Raw genomic sequence first — 20,989 nt, 5'->3', positions numbered from 1 at the left:
GGGCCGCCGCGCGGCCGGGGGGCCCCCGACCCGCCGTCCCCCCGCGCCCACGTGGGGGCGCCCCCCCGGGGGGGGGGGGGCGCGGTCCAGGGTGCTCAGTTCGCGGCGGATGTCGGGCGCGAGTTGCTTGGCTTCCACGCCGGGCGGTATCGGCGGCCCGTCGTGCGGCGGGCGATCGGCCTGGGCATCCCGGCGCGCGGCGGCCTGCGGCTGGGCCGGGCGCGCACGGCCCGGACCCGACCAGCCGCTGGGTGCCGGTCGCCCCCGCCGTTCGCCGCGCTGCCGTTGCCTGTCGTCCGCCACGCAGCCGAGAATACGGGCAGCCCCGCGCCTAGCTTTGCAGCCGGTTACCCAGCAGCGGCGCGATCACCGCCGGACAGTAGGTCGCGATCGCGACGATGGTGAATTTGCCCGCCATCTCGTACGACAAGCCGTTGCCCTCGGCCATCTTGGAGGTGACCTCGTCGAACGAGCCGCCGGGCTCGAACAGCATCGGGCATACCGACTGTCCCATCGCCGTGGTGCTGGCCGGCTGGGTGTAGGTGATCCCGGCGTTCGTCAGCGCCGACAGGAAGGCGTTGCCCAGCATGTCGGCGCGGATCGGCGCCGACAGGACCGCGGCCAGCGACACCAGGCCGGTGATCACCCCCAGAATCGGCAGGACGGTCAACCGCACACGCGTCGCGAAAATCACCGTGACAACAGTGGTCGCCGAGGGTCACGTCAACGACACGGAGAGATAAAGATCTGTGCACGCACGCGTTTTGCGGCGCCCGTCCGGCGCCGGCCCGGCTAGACCTTTTCCACCCCGGCGACGGTGCGTTTGCCGCGGCGCAGCACCAGCCATTTGCCGTGCAGGAAGTCGGAGGGTTGCGGCGCCCACTCGTCGCTGTCGACGCGGACGTTGTTGACCGAGACGCCACCCTCGCCGATGGTGCGCCGCGCGGCCTTCTTGCTCTCCGACAGACCGCTGGCAACGAGCAGGTCGACGATCCCGTCGGGGCCACCGGGCTTGAGCTCGGCGACCGACGTCTCGCGCAGCGCCGCCGCCAGCGTGGCCTCGTCCAGGCGGTCCAGTTCCCCCTGCCCGAACAGCGCCCGGCTGGCGTGCTCGACGGCCTCGGTGGCCGCCTCCCCATGTGCCAGCACGGTCAGTTCGCGGGCCAGTCGCCGCTGGGCGGCGCGCTGCTGGGGCCGTTCGGCCGTCGCGTGTTCCAGCTCGCCGAGCTCGTCGGCGGTCAGGAAGGTGAACCAGCGCAGGTACCGGATCACGTCGGCGTCGGCGGTGTTGAAGAAGTACTGGTACCAGGCATACGCCGTGGTCAGCTCGGGGTCCAGCCATAGGCTGCCGCCGCCGGTGGACTTGCCGAACTTGGTGCCGTCGGCGGCGGTCACCAGCGGCACGGTCAGCGCGTGCACCGACGCACCGAGCTGCTGGCGCACCAGCCGGACGCCGGCGACGATGTTGCCCCACTGATCGGAGCCGCCGATCTGCAGCGTGCAGCCGTAGCGCCGGTGCAACTCGACGTAGTCGTTGGCCTGCAACAGCATGTAGCTGAATTCGGTGTAGGAGATGCCGTCGCCCTCGAGGCGCCGCCGGACGGTGTCGCGGTCCAGCATCACGTTGACCGAGAAGTGCTTGCCGAGGTCGCGCAGGAACTCGATCGCCGACAGCGGGCGGGTCCAGTCCAGGTTGTTGACGACGACGGCTCCGGTGGGTGAGTCATCGAAGTCGACGAAGCGCCGCAGCTGCCCGCCGATCCGCTCGGTCCATTCGGCGACGGTGTCCGCCTCGTTGAGGGTGCGTTCGCCGACGTCGCGCGGGTCGCCGATCATGCCGGTTGCCCCGCCGGCGAGCACGATCGGGCGATGGCCGGCGCGCTGGAACCGGCGCAGCGCCAGCAGCGGCACCAGGTGTCCGGCGTGCAGGCTGGGCGCGGTGGGGTCGAACCCGGCGTACACCGTCATCGGCGCGCGCCGCGCCTCGGCGGCCAGCGCATCGAGGTCGGTGGACTGCGCGATCAGCCCGCGCCAGCCCAGCTCGTCGATGATCATGTCGCCCATGATCCAAGATCCTTTCACCCGAGATCGGTTCGGCTAGTCGCTGTTGCCCGGCGCGGCCGCGCGGGGACTGCGGCGGTACGCCGAGACCTCCGGGCGGCCGGGCAGCCACAACCGCCACGGCCGGTCGGCGGCCTGGCTGACGCCGACCCGCGGGCCGGCCGTCGCGGTCAGCGGCTCGTGCAGTTCCAGGGTCACCGGGCTGTCCCGCGCGAACAGGTCAATGCCGTTGTCGTCCATGGTGATTCCCATGGCCGAGCAGAGGTTGCCCGGGCCGCGCGCCAGGGCGGCGGTGTGCACCAGCTCGCCGCGGCGGGCGCGCGCGACGTCCGTGCCGTCCTCGATGGCGGCGGCGCGCAGCAGGACCGCCGCGGCGGTGCCGTCGGGTCCGCACGAGACGTTGGCGCAGACGTGGATGCCGTGGCTGCGGTAGGTGTAGAGCCGCCCGGGGGGCCCGAACATCACGAAGTTGCGGGCGCGCAGGCCCTTGTACGAGTGCGCGGCGGCGTCGGGCCAGGGGCCGTCGGGCACTCCCCCGTAGGCCTCGACCTCCACGACGATCCCGCTCACCCCGCGCGCGGTGAGGGTGGCGCCCAGTAACCGGCGCGCGGCCTCGACCGGGTCGACTACCAGCTGGGCCGCAGCCGCGCCTTCGCGAAATCGTCCTCGAGCCTCGACCACATCAGATCCTGAATCCTCTTTTCTTGAACCCAACGAACCTACCGGCAGGCCCAACGTGGCAGTATCCCGGTGTCCCGGGACCCCAGGGCCGCGAGAAGGAGCCCACCTGATGCATGCGATCGATCCCGCCGCCACCGCGTGGTTGCTGGCCAGCACCGCACTGGTCCTGTTGATGACCCCCGGCCTGGCGATCTTCTACGGCGGCATGGTCCGCACCACCGGCGTGCTCAACATGATCATGATGAGCTTCATCTCCATCCCGCTGGTGACGGTGGCCTGGCTGCTGGTCGGCTACACCATGGCGTTCTCCGAGGATGGGGGCAGCGGGCTGGTCGGCGGTCTCAGGCATTTCGGCATGCTCGGCATCACCCCCGACACCGCCCACGGCACGGTCCCCGAGTTGCTGTTCGCCACGTTTCAGCTGACGTTCGCGATCATCACGGCCGCCCTGGTCAGCGGCGCGATCGCCGACCGCGCCAAGTTCGCCGCCTGGATGGTCTTCGTCCCGGTGTGGACGATCGCGGTGTATTCGATTGTCGCGCACTGGGTCTGGGGGCCGGGCGGCTGGCTGGCCAAGCTCGGCGTCCTCGACTACGCGGGCGGGCTCGTCGTCGAGATCGTCTCCGGGTCTTCGGCCCTGGCGCTGGCGCTGGTGCTCGGGCCGCGCATCGGCTTCAAGAAGGATGCGATGCGGCCACACAATCTGCCGTTGCTGTTCGTCGGCGTCGGGCTGCTGTGGTTCGGCTGGTTCGGGTTCAACGCCGGTTCGGCCTTGGCCGCCAACGGAACCGCCGCGGCCATCTTCCTCAACACATTGGTCGCCGGCTGCCTGGGCATGCTCGGCTGGCTGTCGGTCGAGCAGATCCGCGACGGCCGGCCCACCACGTTCGGTGCGGCGTCGGGTGTGGTCGCCGGCCTCGTCGCGATCACACCGTCCTGCGGGACGGTCAACACACTCGGCGCGACGGTCGTCGGGCTGGCGGCGGGCGTCGTGTGCGCGTTCGCGGTGGGCGCGAAACTGCGCTTCAACTATGACGATTCGCTCGACGTGGTGGGCGTGCACTTCGTCGGCGGCGTGGTCGGGGTGTCGTTGATCGGCCTGTTCGCCACGGCGGTGATGACGGCGGGCCCGCGGGGCCTGTTCTACGGGGGCGGCGTGGGCCAGTTGGGCAAGCAGGCGCTGGCGATCGGGGTCGTCGCGCTCTACGCGTTCGCCATGACGTTCGTGCTGGGCAAGGTCATCGACCGGCTGATGGGTTTCCGGGTCAGCGCCGAGGACGAGACCACCGGCGTCGACCTCACGCAGCATGCCGAAACCGCCTACGCCGAAGGCGTGCACGGTCATCTGCCGCAGCGCCGCCCGGCCACCGGCGAGCGGTTCAACTAGCCCACGGCGCCACCCGCCCGCGCCGCAGGCCCTCGACAGACCTTGACAAGCCCCCGCGACGGGACGATTATTCATCGCATGATGAGTTCATCCCGTGATGAATTAATTACCCGCCCCGGGGAGCCGGCGGTACACATCGACCACCTGCGCGTCATCCGCGGCAAACGCCCGGCTCTGCACGACTTCTCCGTGCGGATCGCCACGGGCAGCGTCACCGGACTGCTCGGGCCGTCCGGCTGCGGCAAGACCACGCTGATCCGCTGCATCGTCGGCACCCAGATCATCTCGAAGGGCACCGTCACCGTGCTCGGCAAACAGGCCGGCAGCGCCGAACTGCGCCATCGGATCGGCTACCTTCCGCAGGACCCGACGATCTACAACGACCTGCGGATCGTGGACAACGTCCGCTATTTCGCGGCGCTGTACGGGTTCGACGGCCAGGCCGCCGACGCCGCCATCGACCGCGTCGGGCTGACGGATCACCGAACCGCCCTGTGCGGCAACCTCTCCGGCGGTCAGCGCACCCGAGTGTCGCTGGCGTGCGCGCTGGTCTGCCAGCCCGACCTGCTGGTGCTCGACGAGCCCACCGTGGGCCTGGACCCGGTGCTGCGCGCGGATCTCTGGGAACAGTTCGCCGAGCTGGCCCGCACCGGGACCACGCTGCTGGTCTCCAGCCACGTGATGGACGAAGCCGACCACTGCGGCGACCTGTTGCTGATGCGCGAGGGTCGGTTGGTCGCCCACACCACCCCGTCCCAACTCAGAGAGGACACCGGATGCACGTCACTGGAGGACGCGTTTCTGTCCATCATCAAGCGCAGCACCATGCGCGAAGCGGGCTGAGCCTGCGCGGCTACACCGCGACCACGGCGCGGATTCTGCGCCAGTTGGTCGCCGATCACCGCAGTGTCGCGATGATCCTGTTCGTGCCGGTCCTGGTGATCAGCCTGATGTATTTCATGTTCCAGAACGCACCACACCGCCCCGGTGGGCCGACCCCGTTCAACAACGCCTGCCTGATCCTGCTGGGCCTGTTCCCGCTGTTCGTGATGTTCATCATCACCGCGATCACCATGCAGCGCGAGCGGGCCTCCGGGACGCTCGAGCGCATCCTGACCACGCCGCTGCGCCGCCTGGATCTGCTGATCGCCTACGGCACCGCCTTCTCCATCGCCGCTGCGGCGCAGGCCATTGTGGCGTGCATCGTGTCGTTCTGGCTGCTGGGATTCGACACGGCCGGCAGTCCGGCATGGGTGTTCGTGATCGCGATCGTCAACGCCGTGCTGGGCGTCGGTCTGGGCCTGCTGTGTAGTGCGTTCGCCCGCACCGAGTTTCAGGCCGTGCAGTTCATCCCGCTGGTGATGGTGCCGCAGCTGCTGCTGGCCGGCATCATCGTGCCACGGGCGCTGATGCCACACTGGCTGCAGTGGATCAGCAATGTGCTGCCGGCCAGCTACGCGCTGGAGGCGTTGCAACAGGTGGGCGCACATCCGGAACTCACGTCCACCGCAGTGCGCGACATCGTCGTGGTGCTGGGCTTCGCCCTGGCGGCGCTGTGCCTGGCCGCGGCCACGCTGCGGCGGCGGACGCCCTAGTGGCGACCGCAAGCGCGGCGCAGCCGGGCGCAGCGGATCGCCACCATGAGCTAGTGGCGGGGGCCTCCTGGTGACGGCCACCAGCGCCGGGCGCCGGCGTCGGGGGCGCCCGGCCGGAAGCTCCGGCACCCGCGATCGCATCCTGGACAGCGCGCGGAAGCTCTTTGCGCGCAACGGCATTCGCAACACGTCGATCCGCGCAGTGGCCGCGGCGGCAGGGGTGGATTCGGCGCTGGTCCATCACTACTTCGGCACCAAGGAGAAGCTGTTCGCCGCGGCCGTGCACATCCCGATCGACCCGATGGACATCATCGGCCAGTTGCGTGAGATGCCGGTTGACGAGCTCGGCTATCGCATCCCGTCAATGTTGTTGCCGCTGTGGGATTCTGAGATCGGGGCGGCGTTCATCGCCACGCTGCGCTCCATCCTGGCCGGTGAGGAGATCAGCCTGTTCCGCACGTTCATCGAGGACGTGATCACCGTGGAAATCGGCGCGCGCGTGGACAATCCGCCGGGAAGCGGCACCACCCGCGTCCAGTTCGTCGCCTCACAGCTGGTGGGCGTGGTGATGGCGCGCTACATCCTGCGTCTGGAGCCATTCGCGTCGCTGCCGCCCGAGCAGATCGCGCAGATGATCGCGCCGAACCTGCAGCGCTACCTCACCGGGGATCTGCCGGACGGCCTTGTGCCATGAGGTGGGCGTGCTCGTCGTCGTCGACGTCGCGGGCCTCGTCGATGAGCAGCACGGGGATGCCGTCCTCGATGCGGTAGGCACGCCGCAGCCGCGGGTTGTAGAGCAGTTCGGACCCCACAAGCACCAGCGGGCCCCGGTCGTCGGGGCACACCAGGATGCTCAGCAGTGCATCGTCGATCATGACTGCGCTCCGGTCAGCTCGGAACGGATCCCACTGGTCAGGCGGCGGTACTGGTCGGTGTCGGGGTCGAAGTACCAGACGTGGCGCCCGGCCTTCGGAATCCCGGCCGCCCGTAGGGCACTGACCGTGGGCCGGAATGTGGCGCTCAGGTTCATCTCCGGCACCACGCACACGATGTCGGGTCCCAGGCCGATCGGAATCTTCGCGAAGGCCTCGGTCAGGTCGGCCGCGGTGATGGAGGCGCCCGGCAACAGCGTCACCGCCGACGCGGCCACCTCGTGATCGCCCACCGGCACGTTGTAGGTCACCGCGAGGTCCACGCCGTTGATGCAACCCAGCGCATCGGTGACGGGCTCGGCGAACACCAGGCCACGCGCGGTGCGCACCACCGAGCCGCGCCGGCCCGCCAGCCAGAAGTCGCCGTCGTCGTCGCGGTAGAACAAGTACTCGGTCGAGATCCACGTGTCACCTGCGGCGAAGACGCCGCGCTTGACCGAGGCGCTGGGGTCGATCGGGCCGTTGGACGCGGCGAGCAGCACCCCGACCTGCTTGGGTTCGGCGATCTGCACGAAGCCGCGCTCGTTCTCCAGGATCAGGTCGTGCTCGGCGTCGTAGGCGCCCAACTCGATGCGCCCCGCGCCCGGCAGCGGGCGACCCTTACTGCCGACCTTCGCGCCGGACACGTTGGCCAGCACCGCCTGTCCGTCGGTGGTGGCGAAGAACTCGACGACGTGCGCCGGCGCGAACGCCTGGACGACGCGTCCCCACAGCCCGGTCGGCATGCCGGAGCCGATGAACAGCCGCACCGGATGGTTGCCCTGCAGCACGAACGCGGGATCGTCGACGATCTCGCGGAGCATGGCCCAGGTGTAGGACACCACGGTGACGCCGTATTGGCGCACCTCCTGAACGAAGCGGCCCGGGTCCAGGCCGCGCGACAGCGCGATGCGGGTGCCGCCGACCACGGCGCCGCCCAGGCTGACCAGCAGTGCCGACTCGTGATGCAGCGGCGTCAGGCAGTAGACGGTGTCGCGGCGATCCAGGGCGGCCGTCGAGGCGGTACCGAACGCCGAGACCGCCCAGCGGTAGTTGGTGATCTGCCTGGCCACCAGCTCGCCGCCGGCCGCGCTGAACGCGATGAACGCCAGATCCCGCGCCAGCCCCGGGTTCGGGCGGTACCAGCCGGGCAGCTCGACGGCGTCCGGGTCGATCTGTTCCATGTCGATGACGTCGGAGTCCTCGGGCAGGTGCAGATCCCGCGACTCGCCGCCGCCGAGCACCAGCACCTGGCGCAGCCCCTGACGGTCGGACCGCAGCACGGCGTCGAGGTTGGTGGGGTCGGTGAGCAGCTCGGTCACCCCCCCGAGTCGCACCGAGGCGCCCAGATCGGCGTCGGGCCGCATCACCACCGCGATGGCACCCAGCCGGGACAGCGCGGCGATCGCCACCAGCGCGCTGGGCCGGGTCTCCATCAGCACGCCGACCCGGTCGCCCTGCCGCACACCGACGTCGATCAGGCCGCGAACGACGTTGTTGACGCGCCGGTTCACGGCGTCGTAGGTGTGCACCCGGCCGTCGAACAACAGGAATTCGCCCTGCGGCGCGTCGTGGGCCTGCTCCTCGATGATGCGGCCCAGCGAGATCCGGGTGTGGTCGTTGATCTGGCCCAGCCGGACCAGGCGTGGCAGCGTGCGGGCCGTCTCGACGGCCAGGGTGCGCACGGACTTGTTGGCGGCGACGACGGTGTTGGCCGCACCGCGCACCAGCCCCACTGCCGCCTCGGAGGCTTCCCCGAGACCGTGCGCGAGCCGGGAGCTCAACGCCACCCCGCTGTCGGTGTGCTCTTCGGGCTGATCGGCCATCAGGTCGATGCTGTCCGGTTTGTCCCCCCCGGTGGACAGCCACTTCACCCATTCGGCGACGGTCGGCCAGCTCTGTTGCGCCGCCTTGGATCCGACGACCAAACCGAAATGCCCTGTGCGGATGGTGGATTCGTAGACTTCCGCGTCCGGTGCCGCACGCCGGATGCCACGCACCGAGGCCGGCTGCCCGATGTCGTCGACCTCGCCGACGAACGCCAGCACCGGGCAGGTGATGTCGGTGAGGGTGACCATCTGGCCGTTGACGGCGAACCCGCCGGTCATCATCCGGTTGTGGGCGATGAACTGCTTGAGCAGTTCGGAGATGGCGGGGCCCGACCATGCGATCCAGCCCTCGCGTTCGAGGAAGCGGCGCTGCTGCTCGCGCGGGAGGAGCGCCTCGCGGTCGTGCAGCTGGCGCACGAAGTCGACGCGCGCCTTGGCGGTCTTGAGCGGGTCCAGCATCTGAAAGCCGGTGCGGGCCATCCAGCTCGGGATGGCCAGCCGGCTGAAGACATGGTCGGCCATGAAGTTGGCGGCGGGCGCGGCGAAGTTTGCCGGTATGCCCATCGGCAGGGCGGCCAGGGTGTCCACCGGCGAGCCGAAGGTGACGATGCTGGCCAGGCTCTTCGAGCGCCGATAGGCGGCGACCTGGTAGCACCACATGCCGCCCTGCGAATAGCCGACCAGATGGATGTCGCTGCCCGTGGTGTCGCGGACCGTGTCGATGGCCTGGCTGAGCGCGACGATGTGGTCGGCCAGGGTGCGGCGCATGCCGCCCTCGACCTTGTCGGGTTCACCGAAGTCGATGACCCAGGGGTCTAGCCCGTGGGCGTGCAGGATCCCCACCGCGCCTTCGTCGCGCGTGACGTCCCACATGTCCGCCGACATCATCATCGGGTGCACCATCAGCACCGGCGGCCCGACGGGCGATTGGCCGCGCCGGCTGTCCGGCGGGAAGTACCGCCGCAGCTTGTACATCGGCACGCTCTCGACGGTCTGGGACGGCGACGGCACGGTACCGGTTTCCAAGCCCCCCAGCCGCAAGACCTCCAACCCGTTCTGCGCGGTGGCGATCAGCCGCTCGACCGGTCGTGTGACCATCGAAAAATTGAGATCCACTGCTGCTCCCTGAGTCTTGACAGCTTGGACATCATGGCACATCAGGGCAGCTAGAAGGGTGGTGGTTCCCCCGATTAGGTAGTTAGCCGCTGCACCTGTTCAGCTCGACGGTGGACCGCGGCCCCGCGCCGTCGAGAGCCGCGGCGTCGGCGGCGTCTTGGGTGAACGCCTGCCGCGCCGCCAGTGTCTGCCCGTCGCTGCTCTCCGCGATCGACGGGCAGCCCAGCCCCGATGTGACCAGCCGGCAGTCGTTCGTCTTGCCGATCACGTCGCACCACAGGACCGCCGCATCCTCGGCCTTTTGCTGAGTGGTGTAGTCGAGCCGGCCAGCGCAACGTTCTTCATGGTTCCGACCCATCGACGCCGTTGATAAACGGCTCTTACGCTCGCAGCCGCGGCTCGGCGGGACGTGAGAATCAGCCCTGGACCCCGTTAGAACGGGGGCGGGTCGTCGCCGTCATCGAGAGGTGGCGCGGGGCCGAAGGAGGCGGGCACGCGCTCTCGACGTTTCGGTTGTCGTGCCTGGCGATTGTGCTTGCGCTCGGTGCCGATGCGTGCGGCCCGGTGTTGGGCGCGGGTGCGCGTGCGTCGGGGCATCATCGCGGTGCGCTCGGCGCAGTAATCCTGGGGTGGGTCCACTTCGGCGGCAGGCATCGCGCCGATGGACTGGCACAGGCTGGGGAACAGCAGCGCGCTGCCCGGGGTGGTGACGTAGGTGTGCCCGGCCGGGGACGTCAGGATCAACGTGCCGTCGGGCAATTGCTGTTCGCGCCACCCCCAGAAAGTTTTCACCAGATGATGAGTACGGCAGTAGCACTTGAGGTTTGACGCATGCGTCCGGCCGCCGTCGGCATACGGGACCGTATGGTCGAGATCGCAGTCGGTCGCCGGGCGGTCGCAGCCCGGCCAGCGACAGGTCAGGTCCCGGCAGCGCACGAAATCGGACCAATGCCTTAGAGGGCACATAACCGGGCTCCGGCGGCGCATCACCGGGATGAACCAGCGGCACCAACCTCGCCGACGCCGCCAATTCCTTGACGAGTTCGGGTGAGATGAGCCCGTCGGCACCCACCTCCGACCCCGGGGCGGTGCCACAGCCGACGAGACTCGCCTGCTCGGCGATCACGTGTATCACCACGGGGCAGGCCGCGGGCCGCTTGCCAGCCGCACAATCCGATCGCCCGCAGCGGCAGCCCAGCCGATCCGCCCCCGCGGCCAGCGCGCCCAACGCATCAGCGCGGCGCTGATCGCGGCTACGCGGGTCGTGCGCACACACCGTGGCCGCCAACGCCTCTAACCGCTTCTCCAAAGCGTGAGCGTCGGGGCCAAGCAGGCTGCCGCTGAGCTCGGCCACTCCGTCGTACACCTCGCCGATCCAGACAGCGCGGTCGGACTGGCGTTGCAGCCGCCGCCGAACGGCATCGGCGTCGGCGCGGGCCACAATTTTGTCGACCTGCGCGCCCAGCCGGCCCTGAGTCATCGACGGCCAGCGCAGCACATTGATTGCCACCTGCTCGTCGACCATCGCGAGCACGTCGGGATCGACGATCAAATCGGTGCGGAACACGATCGTTTGAAACATCCGGTAGTCGATATCCCCGGCCCGAAAGACCCCGCCCACCTTCGGCAGCCGCTCCCGCATCGCGCGGGCATAGCGCACTCGGCTGGCGGCCAGTCCCTGACTGATTCGCAACTGCGCGGCCACTTCCGCACTCACCGCCGCCTCGGTGTCGACCGCCCACTCCTCGCACTCCGAACAGCGCGAGAGCCGATACGAAAACAAGTCTCCGATCGCGGCCAACTGCTCGGCCGCCGCCCGGTTCTCGATCCGCGAAAACACCCCGAGCCGCTCCAGCAGCGCGGCCGACTCCCGCGTTACCGATGGATGGCGCCGCTCGACCAACTCGTCGAACCGGGCAATCACTTCTTCGAACATACATTCGATACTGCCACCGGCCACCGACATGAACTGCTGGACCGCCCGAAGAACGGCCCTGCCTGCGCAGACGGCGCCTATCCTTCCCTCATGGTGTCGAACTTGTCGGGCAAGGTCGCATTCATCACCGGCGGCGCTTCGGGCATCGGCGCGGCGCTGGCCACCAGGTTGGCCGAGGGCGGCGCGGAGGTCTGGCTCGCCGATCGCCAACTGGGCGCGGCACAGGAGCTCGCGCAGCGCCTCAGCAACGGCGGCACGAAGGCCCACGCGATCGAACTCGACGTCCGCGACTACCCCGCGTTCGAGAGCGCGGTCGCCGAGGCGGTGCAGACATCCGGCCGCATCGACTACCTGTTCAACAACGCGGGCATCGGGGTCGGCGGCGAGGTCGATTCCTACACCCTCGACGACTGGAACGACGTCCTGGCGGTGAACCTGCACGGGGTCGTGCACGGCATCCAGGCGGTGTACCCCATCATGATCCGGCAGCGCTCGGGCCACATCGTGAACACGGCGTCGATGGCGGGGCTGCTGGCCGGACCCGGCGCGGCGAGCTACACCGCGTCCAAGCACGCCGTCGTCGCACTGTCGAAGGCGTTGCGGCTGGAGGCCGAACGCCACGACGTGAAGGTGTCGGTGCTGTGTCCCGGCGCGATCCGGACCCCCATCCTCACCGGCGGCACGTACGGGCGGATGACCAACACCGGCGCCAGCGACGAGGACCTGCTCAAGTTCTGGGAACCGATGCGACCGATGGCGCCGGACAAATTCGCCGCGCGCGTCGTTCGTGCCGTGCTGCGCAACAAAGGGATCATCATCGTGCCGGCCTGGTGGAAGGCGCTGTGGTACCTGGACCGGTTCTCGCCGGCTATATCGACGCGGGCCGCACGACTGACGCTCAGGCGGTTACGTGAAACGCCGTCCCGCGCAACGTGATCCGCGGCGTGTGGCGTCACCCCTCAAGTTTCAGTGGACATTTCGCGATCGAGGCGAGCCCGCATGGCGAGCCAATTCCGGCCACTTTGTCGCAGCTCCTCCGCCATCCGGCGGTCCTGCTCCGCGAACTTCCGGTGCTCAGCAGCGCGGGTCCGCAAGAACGCGCCTCGACGTCCACCGCGGTCGGCCGCGTCTTCGAAAGCCTGCGCGGTTCGATCCTGACTAGCTGCCGATAACGCCAAACTTTCGGCCGCTGCCTGCACGCTGTCCGCCGCGAGTCGCCCCGCCCCGTCGGCCGCTTGCCGCGCCTGCTCCGCCCGTTGCCCGGCGAGCACCGCTTGCGCCACGGCCTGCAGATGCTCGCTCGTTTCAAACGCATCGTCTCTCGATGTCTGCACCATCGGCGTGCCCCTCGTCCTCGCGCAGGATTGACCGCGGCGGCGCCCCTCAAACCGGCTGGCCGCCTGCGCTCCTGAAAGCACGCTGAGAACCGGCCACGGTGCCGTTTGCGCAGCAGAGCGCCGGGTACACAGCCGTTGCGCTTCGGTCACGACGCGTTGTCGGGGCCTTCTCGGTTGAAAGACACAGCTGGGCGCTTCCAGTTTTCTGGGCGGGCTTTGGCGACCGTTACTGAACGGACAGTGGCGGGGCCGGAGCCTGTCAGACCGTGTTCCTTCCGACGCGAAGGCGAGGTGGCCTCATGGGCACGACGACGCCGGCGGGTTCGCTCGGCGGCCCCTCCCCGGACACCTGCGGCGCATTCATTCGAACACCCGGTGTCTTCGGCAGGCCCACGGCGGCCAACCGGTTCATCAAGCACGCCACACCGGGCCGGTAATCACCGGCGCGGCCACGGCGCGAGCGAGAAAGGGATGCACATGTTGTTGCTGGGCAACGGCGGACGGTTGAAAGACCGCACCGCCGGCCGCGACGGACTCGGCGAGGTCCAACATCTGGCCGGGCGAGCGCTGTACGACGTCGCGCACGGCCGATTCGAACGCTCGCTGTCCGGACTGACCGCCGTGGCGGCTCTGGTCACGACGGCCGAAATCTATTTCGAGCACTACAAAGCCAGCTTCGGCAACAAATGGATGTGGAGCCCGATCGTGGTGACCCCGCCGGTGGTCGTCGCCGGAATCGGCGGGGTGTTCTCGAAGCGCTGGGCCAAGCTCTGGCTGCCGATCACCGCGGGCGTCTACACGGCCAACGGACTGATGGGCGAATACCTGCACGCCCGCGGCGTCGCGCGCAAGCCGGGCGGGTGGAAGAACGCGTCGTACAACGTGCCGATGGGCCCGCCGATCGCGGCGCCGGGGTTGATGTGCATGGTCGGCGGGATGGGGTTGCTGGCGTCGATCCTGCGCCGCGAACGGTTCCGCGGATAGGGCGCAGGGATTTCTGAGATGGCCGACACCTCACGCCCCGACCACTTGCCCAACCTGCGACCCGACGGCCAGCCGCCGCACCCGTCCTGGTTGCCCAAGCAACGCCGCGGTGTCACGCCGCAGATGATCGGGCGCTATCCCGATTACGACGTGCTGGAAACGGCCGACAAGTGGGACGAGGCCACCCGGAAGGTGGTGCTGGCCCGGCTCGAACCGCCCGGCCCGCTGCGGTTTTTCACGCCCGAAGAGGAGCCGTGCCTGCGCGCGTTCTGCGACACGGTGCTGGCGCAAGACGTCGACCCGCGGGTCCCGGCGGCCGAGTCCGTCGACTCCAAGCTCGCCGACGGGCGCCTCGATGGCTACCAGTACGCCGACATGCCCGACGACCGCGACACCTGGCGGTTGGTGCTGCGCGGGCTGAACGAGACGGCCGCGACGCACTACGGCGCACCCTCATTCGCCGATGCCGACATCACCACCCGAGAGGCGATCATCGACAAGTTCTCGCAAGCGGACCTGCAGGGCGGGGCGTGGGAGAGCCTGAACGTCAAGCGGGCGTGGTCGGTGTGCATGCGAATGACGTTGTCGGGCTTCTACTCCCACCCGTGGGCGTGGAACGAGATCGGGTTCGGCGGCCCCGCCTACCCGCGCGGATTCATGCGCCTCGGTGGTGCCACCGGGCCGGCCGCCGCGCGCGAACCGTACGAGACCCGCGGTGCCACCGACGAGGATCCGGTGCACGTCGTGAACAACGGGGAGTTGTGATGGGCGACTTCTTGCGTGGCCTGTTCAAGGGCGCTGTCGAACCCAAGGACAACGATTCACGATTCCTGCTCGACGTACACACGCGCGACCTGCCCGGCGAGAAGACCATGCGCCGCTACCCCGACGACGACGAGGTCGATCTGGTTGTGGTGGGCGCCGGTGCCGGCGGCTCGGTACTGGCGCAGCGACTGGCCCGAGAGGGCTGGCGGGTGGTGATCCTCGAGGCGGGCCCGTTCTGGCACCCCGATGAGGACTGGGTGTCCGACGAGGCGGGTTCCCATGCCCTGTATTGGACGCAGAAGCGCATCATCGGCGGCGACGACCCAATCGAGCTGGGCAAGAACAACTCCGGGCGTGGCGTGGGCGGGTCCATGGTGCACTACGCCGGCTACACCCCGCGCTTCCACCCCAGCGACTTCGAGACCTACACCCGGGACGGGGTGGGGGCGGACTGGCCCATCCGCTACGAGGACGTCCGCCGCCACTATGAGCAGGTCGAGCTCGAGCTGCCGGTGGCCGGCCAGAACTGGCCGTGGGGCGATCCGCACCGCTATCCCTTTGCGCCGCACCCTATTTCGGGTGCCGCCGCCAAGATCTGGCGGGGTGCGCTCAAGCTCGGCATCGATATGCGGGTGGGCCCCGTCGGCATCGTCAACGGCACCTTCGGCAACCGCCCGCATTGCATCTACCGCGGCTACTGCCTGCAGGGCTGCAAGGTCAACGCCAAGGCCAGCCCGTATGTCACGCACCTCCCCGACGCGCTGGCCCACGCCGTGGAGATCCGCGCCAATTGCATGGCCTGCCGGGTCGAGCTCGACGAGAGCGGCGCGGCCAGGGGTGTGGTCTACTACGACGAGATCGGCGGCAAGGAACGGCTGCAACGCGCCAAAGTGGTTGCTGTGGCCGGGTATTCGATCGAGACACCGCGGCTGTTGCTGAACTCGGCCAGCAACCGCTTCCCGAACGGGCTGGGCAACAACGACGATCAGGTCGGGCGTTACGTGATGGTGCAGGGTGCCACCCAGTCCGCGGGCCGGTGGTCCGAGGAGGTCCGGATGTACAAGGCGCCGCCGCCGGAGGTGACCTCCGAGCAGTTCTACGAGACCGACCTCTCGCGTGGATTCGCCCGCGGCTTCGCCATCCAGACCGTGTCGCCGATGCCCATCGGCTGGGCCGAACACGTGCTGGCAGACGGACACTGGGGCCGCGCCCTGCGGGAGTACATGCGCGACTACAACCACTGGGCGACCGTCGGCGTGCTCAATGAGCTGCTGCCACTGCCCGAAAATCGGGTGACGCTGGCCGACGAGAAGGATCCGTACGGCATCCCGGTGGCCCGGTTCGACTACACCCTCTGCGACAACGACAAGGCCAACATGGCCTACTCCACCAAGGTGATCGGCGACATCCTGCGCGCCGCCGACGCCCAGGACGTGCTCACCATCGAGCGTTTCGCGCACCTCATCGGCGGCGCCCGGATGGGCACCAGCCCGCACAATTCGGTCGTCGACTCCGATCAACGCGTGTGGGGCGTGCCAAACCTGTTTCTGGCCGACGGCTCGGTGTGCCCGACGCAGGGCTCGGCGAACCCCGCGCTGACCATCATGGCGCTGGCCTCGCGCCTCGCCGAGCGGCTGGCCGGCGGGAAGATCGATACCACCGCCGGACGGAGGTCGGAGGCGGGAGCCCGTGGCTGAGCGGACGATCGACGTCGAGACGACCTTCGCGCCTCGGGTGCTGCGTGAGTACGCGCTGCTCGCCGATGGGGAGCGCGGCGCGCTGGTCGGGCCGCAGGGTGACATCGCGTGGATGTGCGCGCCGCACTGGGACTCCGACGCCGTCTTCTCCAACCTCATCGGCGGCGGCGGTGTTTACGCGATCACTCCGATCGACGTCCGGCACGTGTGGGGCGGTTATTACGAACCGGGCAGTCTGATCTGGCGCAACCGCTGGATCACCCGCGACAGTACGGTGGAATGCCGTGAGGCGCTGGCCTTTCCGGGTGACCCGGACCGCGTGATACTGCTGCGGCGGCTCACGGTGTGCCGCGGGACGGCGCGCGTGCGGGTGCTGATGACCCCCGGCGCGGCGTTCGGCCGGCACGGCCTCGGTCAGCCGGCCTCCGATGGCGGCGTGTGGAGCGGCCGGTCGGGGCGGTTGCGCTGGCGCTGGCTGGCCGGCTGCGACGCGCGGACCATCAAAGCCTCGCACGACAACAGCGAAATGCTCACCTGCGAGATCACCCTCGAGGAGGGCCGCCAGCACGACCTGGTGCTGGAGCTGTCCGAACGCGCCCTGCCCGACCAGCCCCCCGACCCCGACCTGGCCTGGGACGCCACCGCGGCCGCCTGGCAGCGCACCGTGCCCCGGCTGGAGTGCACCATCGCCCCCCGCGACGGGAGCCACTCCTACGCGGTGCTGCGCGGGCTGACCAGCAGCGGCGGCGGCATGGTCGCCGCCGCGACGATGAGCCTGCCCGAGCGCGCGCACACCAATCAGAATTACGACTACCGCTACGCCTGGATCCGCGACCAGGTGTACGCCGGCATGGCCGCCGGCGCGGTGGGCACCACCGAATTGCTGGACCGCGCGGTCGAATTCGTGGGCGCCCGGCTGCTCGAGGACGGCCCGAACCTCAAACCCGCCTACACCGTCACCGGCGGCGCGGTGCCCAGCGAAGAAACGCTCGACCTGCCCGGCTATCCCGGCGGCACCGACAAGATCGGCAACTGGGTCAACCGGCAATTCCAGCTCGACGTGTTCGGCGAGGCGCTGCAGCTGCTGGCCAAGGCGGGCGCCGCGGACCGGCTCGACGCCGACGGGTGGCGCGCCGCGCAGGCGGCCATCAGGGCCATCGAAAAGCGTTGGCGCGAACCGGATGCCGGGGTCTGGGAGGTCGGTGACGAGCACTGGTCGCAGTCCCGCCTGGCCTGCGTGGCCGGGCTGCGCGCCATCGCCAAAGTGGCCGGCGCGGGTCCGGAGGTGGCCGCGTGCGCGTCGCTCGCCGATGCGATTCTGGCGGACACGGCGTCGAGCAGCCTGCACCCGCACGGCTATTGGCAGCGCAGCCCGCGCATGACGGGGGTCGACGCGTCGCTGCTGCTGCCGCCGGTGCGCGGCGCCGTCCCCGCCGACGACCCGCGCACCCGGGCCACCCTGGACGCCGTGCGCCGAGAGCTCACCGACGACGGGTTCGTCTACCGTTACCGGCACGACGAGCGCGACCTCGGCGACGCCGAGGGCGCCTTCCTGCTCTGCGGGTTCATGATGGCGCTAGCCGAAGACCAACTGGGACATGGCCATTGCGCGATGCGCTGGTTTGAACGCAACCGCGCGGCGTGCGGCCCGCCGGGGCTGTTCTGCGAGGAGTACGACGTGCGGCAGCGTCAGCTGCGCGGCAACCTGCCCCAGGCGTTCGCGCACGCGCTGATGCTCGAATGCACGGCCACCCTCACCGACGACGACGCCCACCATGAGTGACTACCGGATTGAGCGAGAGGCAGTTCTGCGATGACACAGACCGTGGTGATCACCGGAGCCAGCGCGGGGATCGGCCGCGCCACCGCGAGGGAGTTCGGACAGCGCGGTGCCAACGTCGTCCTGCTCGCCCGCGGCGCGGCGGGATTGGACGGGGCCGCGCGTGATGTCGAGGCCGGCGGCGGCAAGGCGCTGGCGATCCCGACCGACGTGGCCGACCATTCGGCCGTCGCCGCCGCCGCCGACGAGGCCGAGGCCGCGTTCGGCCCCATCGACGTCTGGGTCAACGTCGCGTTCACATCGGTGTTCGCGCCGTTCACCGAGATCAGCCCCGAGGAGTTCAAACGCGTAACGGAGGTGTCCTACCTCGGATACGTGCACGGCACCATGGCGGCGCTGGCCAAGATGCGCCCCCGCAACCGCGGCACCATCGTGCAGGTGGGGTCGGCGCTCAGCCAGCGATCGATCCCGCTGCAGTCGGCCTATTGCGGCGCCAAGCACGCCGTCAACGGGTTCACCGAATCCGTGCGCTGCGAACTGTTTCACGAAGGTTCGAAGGTGCGGATCACCGTGGTGCAGATGCCCGCGGTCAACACCCCGCAATTCTCCTGGGTGCTGTCCCGGCTGCCCCGCCATCCCCAGCCGGTGCCGCCGATCTACCAGCCCGAGGTCGCCGCCCGCGGCGTCCTGTACGCCGCCGATCATCCAGGGCGCAAACAATTCTGGGTCGGCGATTCCACCATGGTGACCCTGCTGGGCCAGAAGTTCGTCGCGCCGCTGCTGGACCGCTACCTGGGCCGCACCGGATACGACTCCCAGCAGACCTCCGAACACGTCAGCCGCGACCGGCCCAACAACCTGTGGCAACCGCTGGACGCCGAGCCGGGCAGCGACCACGGCCCGCGCGGCCAGTTCGACGCCCAGTCGCATGCCCGCAGCCCGCAATTGTGGGCGTCCCAGCACCCCGTCGTCAGCGGCACCGGCGCGCTGAGCGCCGCCGGGCTGGGCGCCTGGCTCGCGGCCCGGGCGGGCCGCCGGTGGGCACGATGACGCCCGACGCGCGGATTGACGAGGTCACCGCGCAGGTCTACGAAATCCCCACGGACGCACCGGAAGCCGATGGCACCCTGTCCTGGACGTCGACCACGCTGGTGCTGGCCGAGGTTGCCGCCGGCGGACGGCGCGGCATCGGCTACACCTACGCCGACGGGGCGTGCGCCAAGCTGATCGGCGGCAAGCTCGCCGGCGCACTCACCGGCCACGGCGCCATGGACATCCCGGCGCGGTGGGGGTCGATGGTCGCGGCGATGCGCAACAACGGCCGGCCCGGGCTGGCCTCCTGCGCGATCTCCGCGGTCGACACCGCGCTGTGGGATCTCAAGGGCAAGCTGCTGGAGCTGCCGGTCTGCCGGCTGCTCGGGATGGCGCATCCGGAGGTGCCGATCTACGGCAGCGGCGGCTTCACCACCTACGACGAGCGCACCACCCGCGCCCAACTCGAACGCTGGGTCGACGAGTGGAAGATCCCCCGGGTGAAGATCAAGATCGGTGAATCGTGGGGCTCCGACGTGAGACGCGACCTGGATCGGATTGCTTTGGCGCGCAACGTGATCGGGCTGGACGTCGAACTATACGTCGACGCCAACGGCGGCTACGACCGCAAGCAGGCGATCCGGGTGGCCCACGCGATGGCCGACCACGACGTCACGTGGTTCGAGGAACCCGTGTCCTCCGACGATCTGGACGGGCTGCGGGAGGTGCGCGATCAGGTGACCCCGGACGTCACCGCGGGTGAGTACGGCTATGACCTGGCCTACTTCAACCGCATGCTCGCCGCCGACGCGGTCGACTGCCTGCAGATCGACGTCACTCGCTGCGGGGGCATCACCGACTGGGTGCGCGCCGCGGCCGTCGCCGCCTCCTGCAACGTCGAGGTCTCCGGGCACTGCGCCCCCAACCTGCACGCCCACGTCGCGACCACCATCCCGAACCTGCGGCACCTGGAGTATTTCCACGACCACCACCGCATCGAACACATGCTCTTCGACGGCGCGCTGCCGCCCGAGGGTGGCGCGTTGCGGCCCGATCAGAATCGGCCGGGGTTCGGCCTGGAGTTCAAACATCGTGACGCCGAGCGCTATCGGACGGCGTGAGCGTCAGGCACTGCCGATGTTTCAGGGATCCAGAGAAGGGGTAGGACACGCGCGATGACGGTGAACTCTAACGACGAAACTGTTAAGCACCGTGAGGCGCTGGCGCCTGACGTCGTCGAGGGAGGCGACCTGAATGCGGTCGACCTGGTGCTGGGTCTCGGCGAGCCACAGCGCGTCGGCCGGTTCTGGTTCTATCTCGACGGCCATCGCTGGGAGTGGTCGGCTGCGGTGGCACGCATGCACGGCTACAAGCCGGGACAGGTGGAGCCCACCACGGAACTGCTGTTGCAGCACAAACATCCCGACGATCGGGAGCGGGTCGCCGCCGTGCTGGATCGCGTGATGAAGGGCAAGCCGTTCAGCAGCCGGCACCGCATCATCGACACCGCCGGGCGCACCCGCTGCGTCGTCGTCGCCGGCGATCGCATGCTCGACGCCGGCCGGGCGTTGATCGGCACGTCCGGCTTCTACGTCGACGTCACCGACTCACTGCACTCCGATATCACCAATGTGCTGTCGGCGGTGGCCGAGGCCCGCGCGCGCATCGAGCAGGCCAAGGGCGTGCTGATGACCGCCTACGGCATCTCGGCCGAGCGTGCCTTCGACATTCTGGTGTGGCGTTCCCAGGAGACGAACCTCAAGCTGCGCGACGTCGCCAGCCGCTTCCTGGACGCCGTGGCCAGCAAGGCGTCATCAGAGACCCAAAGCCAGGTGGACCAGGCTCTGCTGACCCTGGGCTAGCGGCGCCAGTAGGGTC

At 69.4% G+C, this 20,989-nt stretch carries 20 protein-coding genes and 2 pseudogenes; 13 read left to right on the top strand and 9 right to left on the bottom strand.

Annotated elements, in window-relative coordinates; genetic code table 11:
* The 4 genes and pseudogenes from ACYQ8K_RS20660 to ACYQ8K_RS20645 form a co-directional block, all read right to left on the bottom strand.
* Positions 1–303: pseudogene (locus ACYQ8K_RS20660) on the bottom strand (tetratricopeptide repeat protein); the annotation flags it as partial.
* Between the two features lie 28 nt (positions 304–331).
* The gene (locus ACYQ8K_RS20655; RefSeq protein WP_459971908.1) at positions 332–694 is read right to left on the bottom strand and encodes a DUF732 domain-containing protein; all 363 of its coding nucleotides are present in this window, start codon (positions 692–694) and stop codon (positions 332–334) included.
* Positions 695–792: 98 nt separating this feature from the next.
* The gene (gene tyrS, locus ACYQ8K_RS20650) at positions 793–2,064 is read right to left on the bottom strand and encodes a tyrosine--tRNA ligase (protein WP_459971906.1); all 1,272 of its coding nucleotides are present in this window, start codon (positions 2,062–2,064) and stop codon (positions 793–795) included.
* A gap of 33 nt (positions 2,065–2,097) precedes the next feature.
* On the bottom strand, positions 2,098–2,742 hold the full coding sequence (locus ACYQ8K_RS20645) for a DNA-3-methyladenine glycosylase (protein ID WP_459971903.1): 645 nt from the start codon (positions 2,740–2,742) through the stop codon (positions 2,098–2,100).
* Positions 2,743–2,851: 109 nt separating this feature from the next.
* On the opposite strand from ACYQ8K_RS20645, the gene ACYQ8K_RS20640 reads away from it, so the two are divergent.
* The 4 genes from ACYQ8K_RS20640 (at position 2,852) to ACYQ8K_RS20625 (ending at position 6,418) form a co-directional block, all read left to right on the top strand.
* Positions 2,852–4,129 carry an ammonium transporter gene (locus tag ACYQ8K_RS20640; protein WP_459971901.1) on the top strand — a complete coding sequence of 426 codons (1,278 nt, stop codon included), beginning with the start codon at positions 2,852–2,854 and terminating at the stop codon, positions 4,127–4,129.
* Positions 4,130–4,207: 78 nt separating this feature from the next.
* The gene (locus tag ACYQ8K_RS20635; RefSeq protein ID WP_459971899.1) at positions 4,208–4,972 is read left to right on the top strand and encodes an ABC transporter ATP-binding protein; all 765 of its coding nucleotides are present in this window, start codon (positions 4,208–4,210) and stop codon (positions 4,970–4,972) included.
* Entirely contained in the window at positions 4,906–5,724 is an 819-nt protein-coding gene (locus ACYQ8K_RS20630; RefSeq protein WP_459971896.1) for an ABC transporter permease, read from the top strand. The genes ACYQ8K_RS20635 and ACYQ8K_RS20630 overlap by 67 nt, the downstream gene beginning before the upstream one ends.
* 70 nt (positions 5,725–5,794) lie before the next feature.
* Entirely contained in the window at positions 5,795–6,418 is a 624-nt protein-coding gene (locus ACYQ8K_RS20625; RefSeq protein WP_459971894.1) for a TetR/AcrR family transcriptional regulator, read from the top strand.
* Here ACYQ8K_RS20625 and ACYQ8K_RS20620 read toward each other — a convergent pair.
* From ACYQ8K_RS20620 to ACYQ8K_RS20605, 4 genes and pseudogenes are all read right to left on the bottom strand, one after another.
* A complete protein-coding gene (locus tag ACYQ8K_RS20620) occupies positions 6,384–6,599 on the bottom strand; it encodes a Trm112 family protein (protein ID WP_459971892.1) in 216 nt (71 codons plus the stop codon). The genes ACYQ8K_RS20625 and ACYQ8K_RS20620 overlap by 35 nt on opposite strands.
* Complete coding sequence (locus tag ACYQ8K_RS20615; protein WP_459971890.1) at positions 6,596–9,622, bottom strand: acyl-CoA synthetase; 3,027 nt, start codon at positions 9,620–9,622, stop codon at positions 6,596–6,598. Before ACYQ8K_RS20615 ends, ACYQ8K_RS20620 begins: the two co-directional genes overlap by 4 nt.
* Before the next feature lie 40 nt (positions 9,623–9,662).
* On the bottom strand, positions 9,663–9,938 hold the full coding sequence (locus ACYQ8K_RS20610; RefSeq protein WP_459971888.1) for a hypothetical protein: 276 nt from the start codon (positions 9,936–9,938) through the stop codon (positions 9,663–9,665).
* A gap of 74 nt (positions 9,939–10,012) precedes the next feature.
* Positions 10,013–11,516 (bottom strand): annotated as a pseudogene (locus ACYQ8K_RS20605) (HNH endonuclease signature motif containing protein).
* A gap of 90 nt (positions 11,517–11,606) precedes the next feature.
* Between ACYQ8K_RS20605 and ACYQ8K_RS20600 the strand changes: the two are divergent.
* Entirely contained in the window at positions 11,607–12,452 is an 846-nt protein-coding gene (locus tag ACYQ8K_RS20600; RefSeq protein ID WP_459971886.1) for an SDR family NAD(P)-dependent oxidoreductase, read from the top strand.
* A gap of 23 nt (positions 12,453–12,475) precedes the next feature.
* On the opposite strand, the gene ACYQ8K_RS20595 is transcribed toward ACYQ8K_RS20600, so the two are convergent.
* Positions 12,476–12,853: a hypothetical protein gene (locus ACYQ8K_RS20595; RefSeq protein WP_459971884.1), complete on the bottom strand. Its 378-nt coding sequence runs from the start codon at positions 12,851–12,853 to the stop codon at positions 12,476–12,478.
* A 299-nt stretch (positions 12,854–13,152) separates the two neighbouring features.
* Between ACYQ8K_RS20595 and ACYQ8K_RS20590 the strand changes: the two genes are divergently transcribed.
* From ACYQ8K_RS20590 to ACYQ8K_RS20555, 8 genes are read left to right on the top strand one after another with little or no spacing between them, the layout of a single operon-like run.
* On the top strand, positions 13,153–13,290 hold the full coding sequence (locus ACYQ8K_RS20590; protein ID WP_459971882.1) for a hypothetical protein: 138 nt from the start codon (positions 13,153–13,155) through the stop codon (positions 13,288–13,290).
* A 40-nt stretch (positions 13,291–13,330) separates the two neighbouring features.
* Entirely contained in the window at positions 13,331–13,837 is a 507-nt protein-coding gene (locus ACYQ8K_RS20585) for a hypothetical protein (RefSeq protein ID WP_459971913.1), read from the top strand.
* Between the two features lie 18 nt (positions 13,838–13,855).
* Entirely contained in the window at positions 13,856–14,602 is a 747-nt protein-coding gene (locus tag ACYQ8K_RS20580; RefSeq protein WP_459971880.1) for a gluconate 2-dehydrogenase subunit 3 family protein, read from the top strand.
* Positions 14,602–16,299, top strand: a complete 1,698-nt coding sequence (locus tag ACYQ8K_RS20575; protein ID WP_459971878.1) for a GMC family oxidoreductase — start codon at positions 14,602–14,604, stop codon at positions 16,297–16,299. Before ACYQ8K_RS20580 ends, ACYQ8K_RS20575 begins: the two co-directional genes overlap by 1 nt.
* Positions 16,292–18,082 (top strand): glycoside hydrolase family 15 protein, encoded by a 1,791-nt coding sequence (locus ACYQ8K_RS20570; protein ID WP_459971876.1) that lies wholly within the window; start codon positions 16,292–16,294, stop codon positions 18,080–18,082. The genes ACYQ8K_RS20575 and ACYQ8K_RS20570 overlap by 8 nt, the downstream gene beginning before the upstream one ends.
* A 30-nt stretch (positions 18,083–18,112) precedes the next feature.
* Complete coding sequence (locus tag ACYQ8K_RS20565; protein WP_459971875.1) at positions 18,113–19,129, top strand: SDR family oxidoreductase; 1,017 nt, start codon at positions 18,113–18,115, stop codon at positions 19,127–19,129.
* Positions 19,117–20,232: an enolase C-terminal domain-like protein gene (locus ACYQ8K_RS20560; protein WP_459971874.1), complete on the top strand. Its 1,116-nt coding sequence runs from the start codon at positions 19,117–19,119 to the stop codon at positions 20,230–20,232. Before ACYQ8K_RS20565 ends, ACYQ8K_RS20560 begins: the two co-directional genes overlap by 13 nt.
* A gap of 54 nt (positions 20,233–20,286) precedes the next feature.
* A complete protein-coding gene (locus tag ACYQ8K_RS20555; RefSeq protein WP_459971872.1) occupies positions 20,287–20,973 on the top strand; it encodes a PAS and ANTAR domain-containing protein in 687 nt (228 codons plus the stop codon).
* Positions 20,974–20,989 lie beyond the last annotated feature (16 nt).

Source organism: Mycobacterium sp. MUNTM1 (assembly GCF_054660795.1).
The sequence above is the reverse complement of the archived record's forward strand: the minus strand, read 5'-3'. Positions and strand labels throughout refer to the sequence as shown.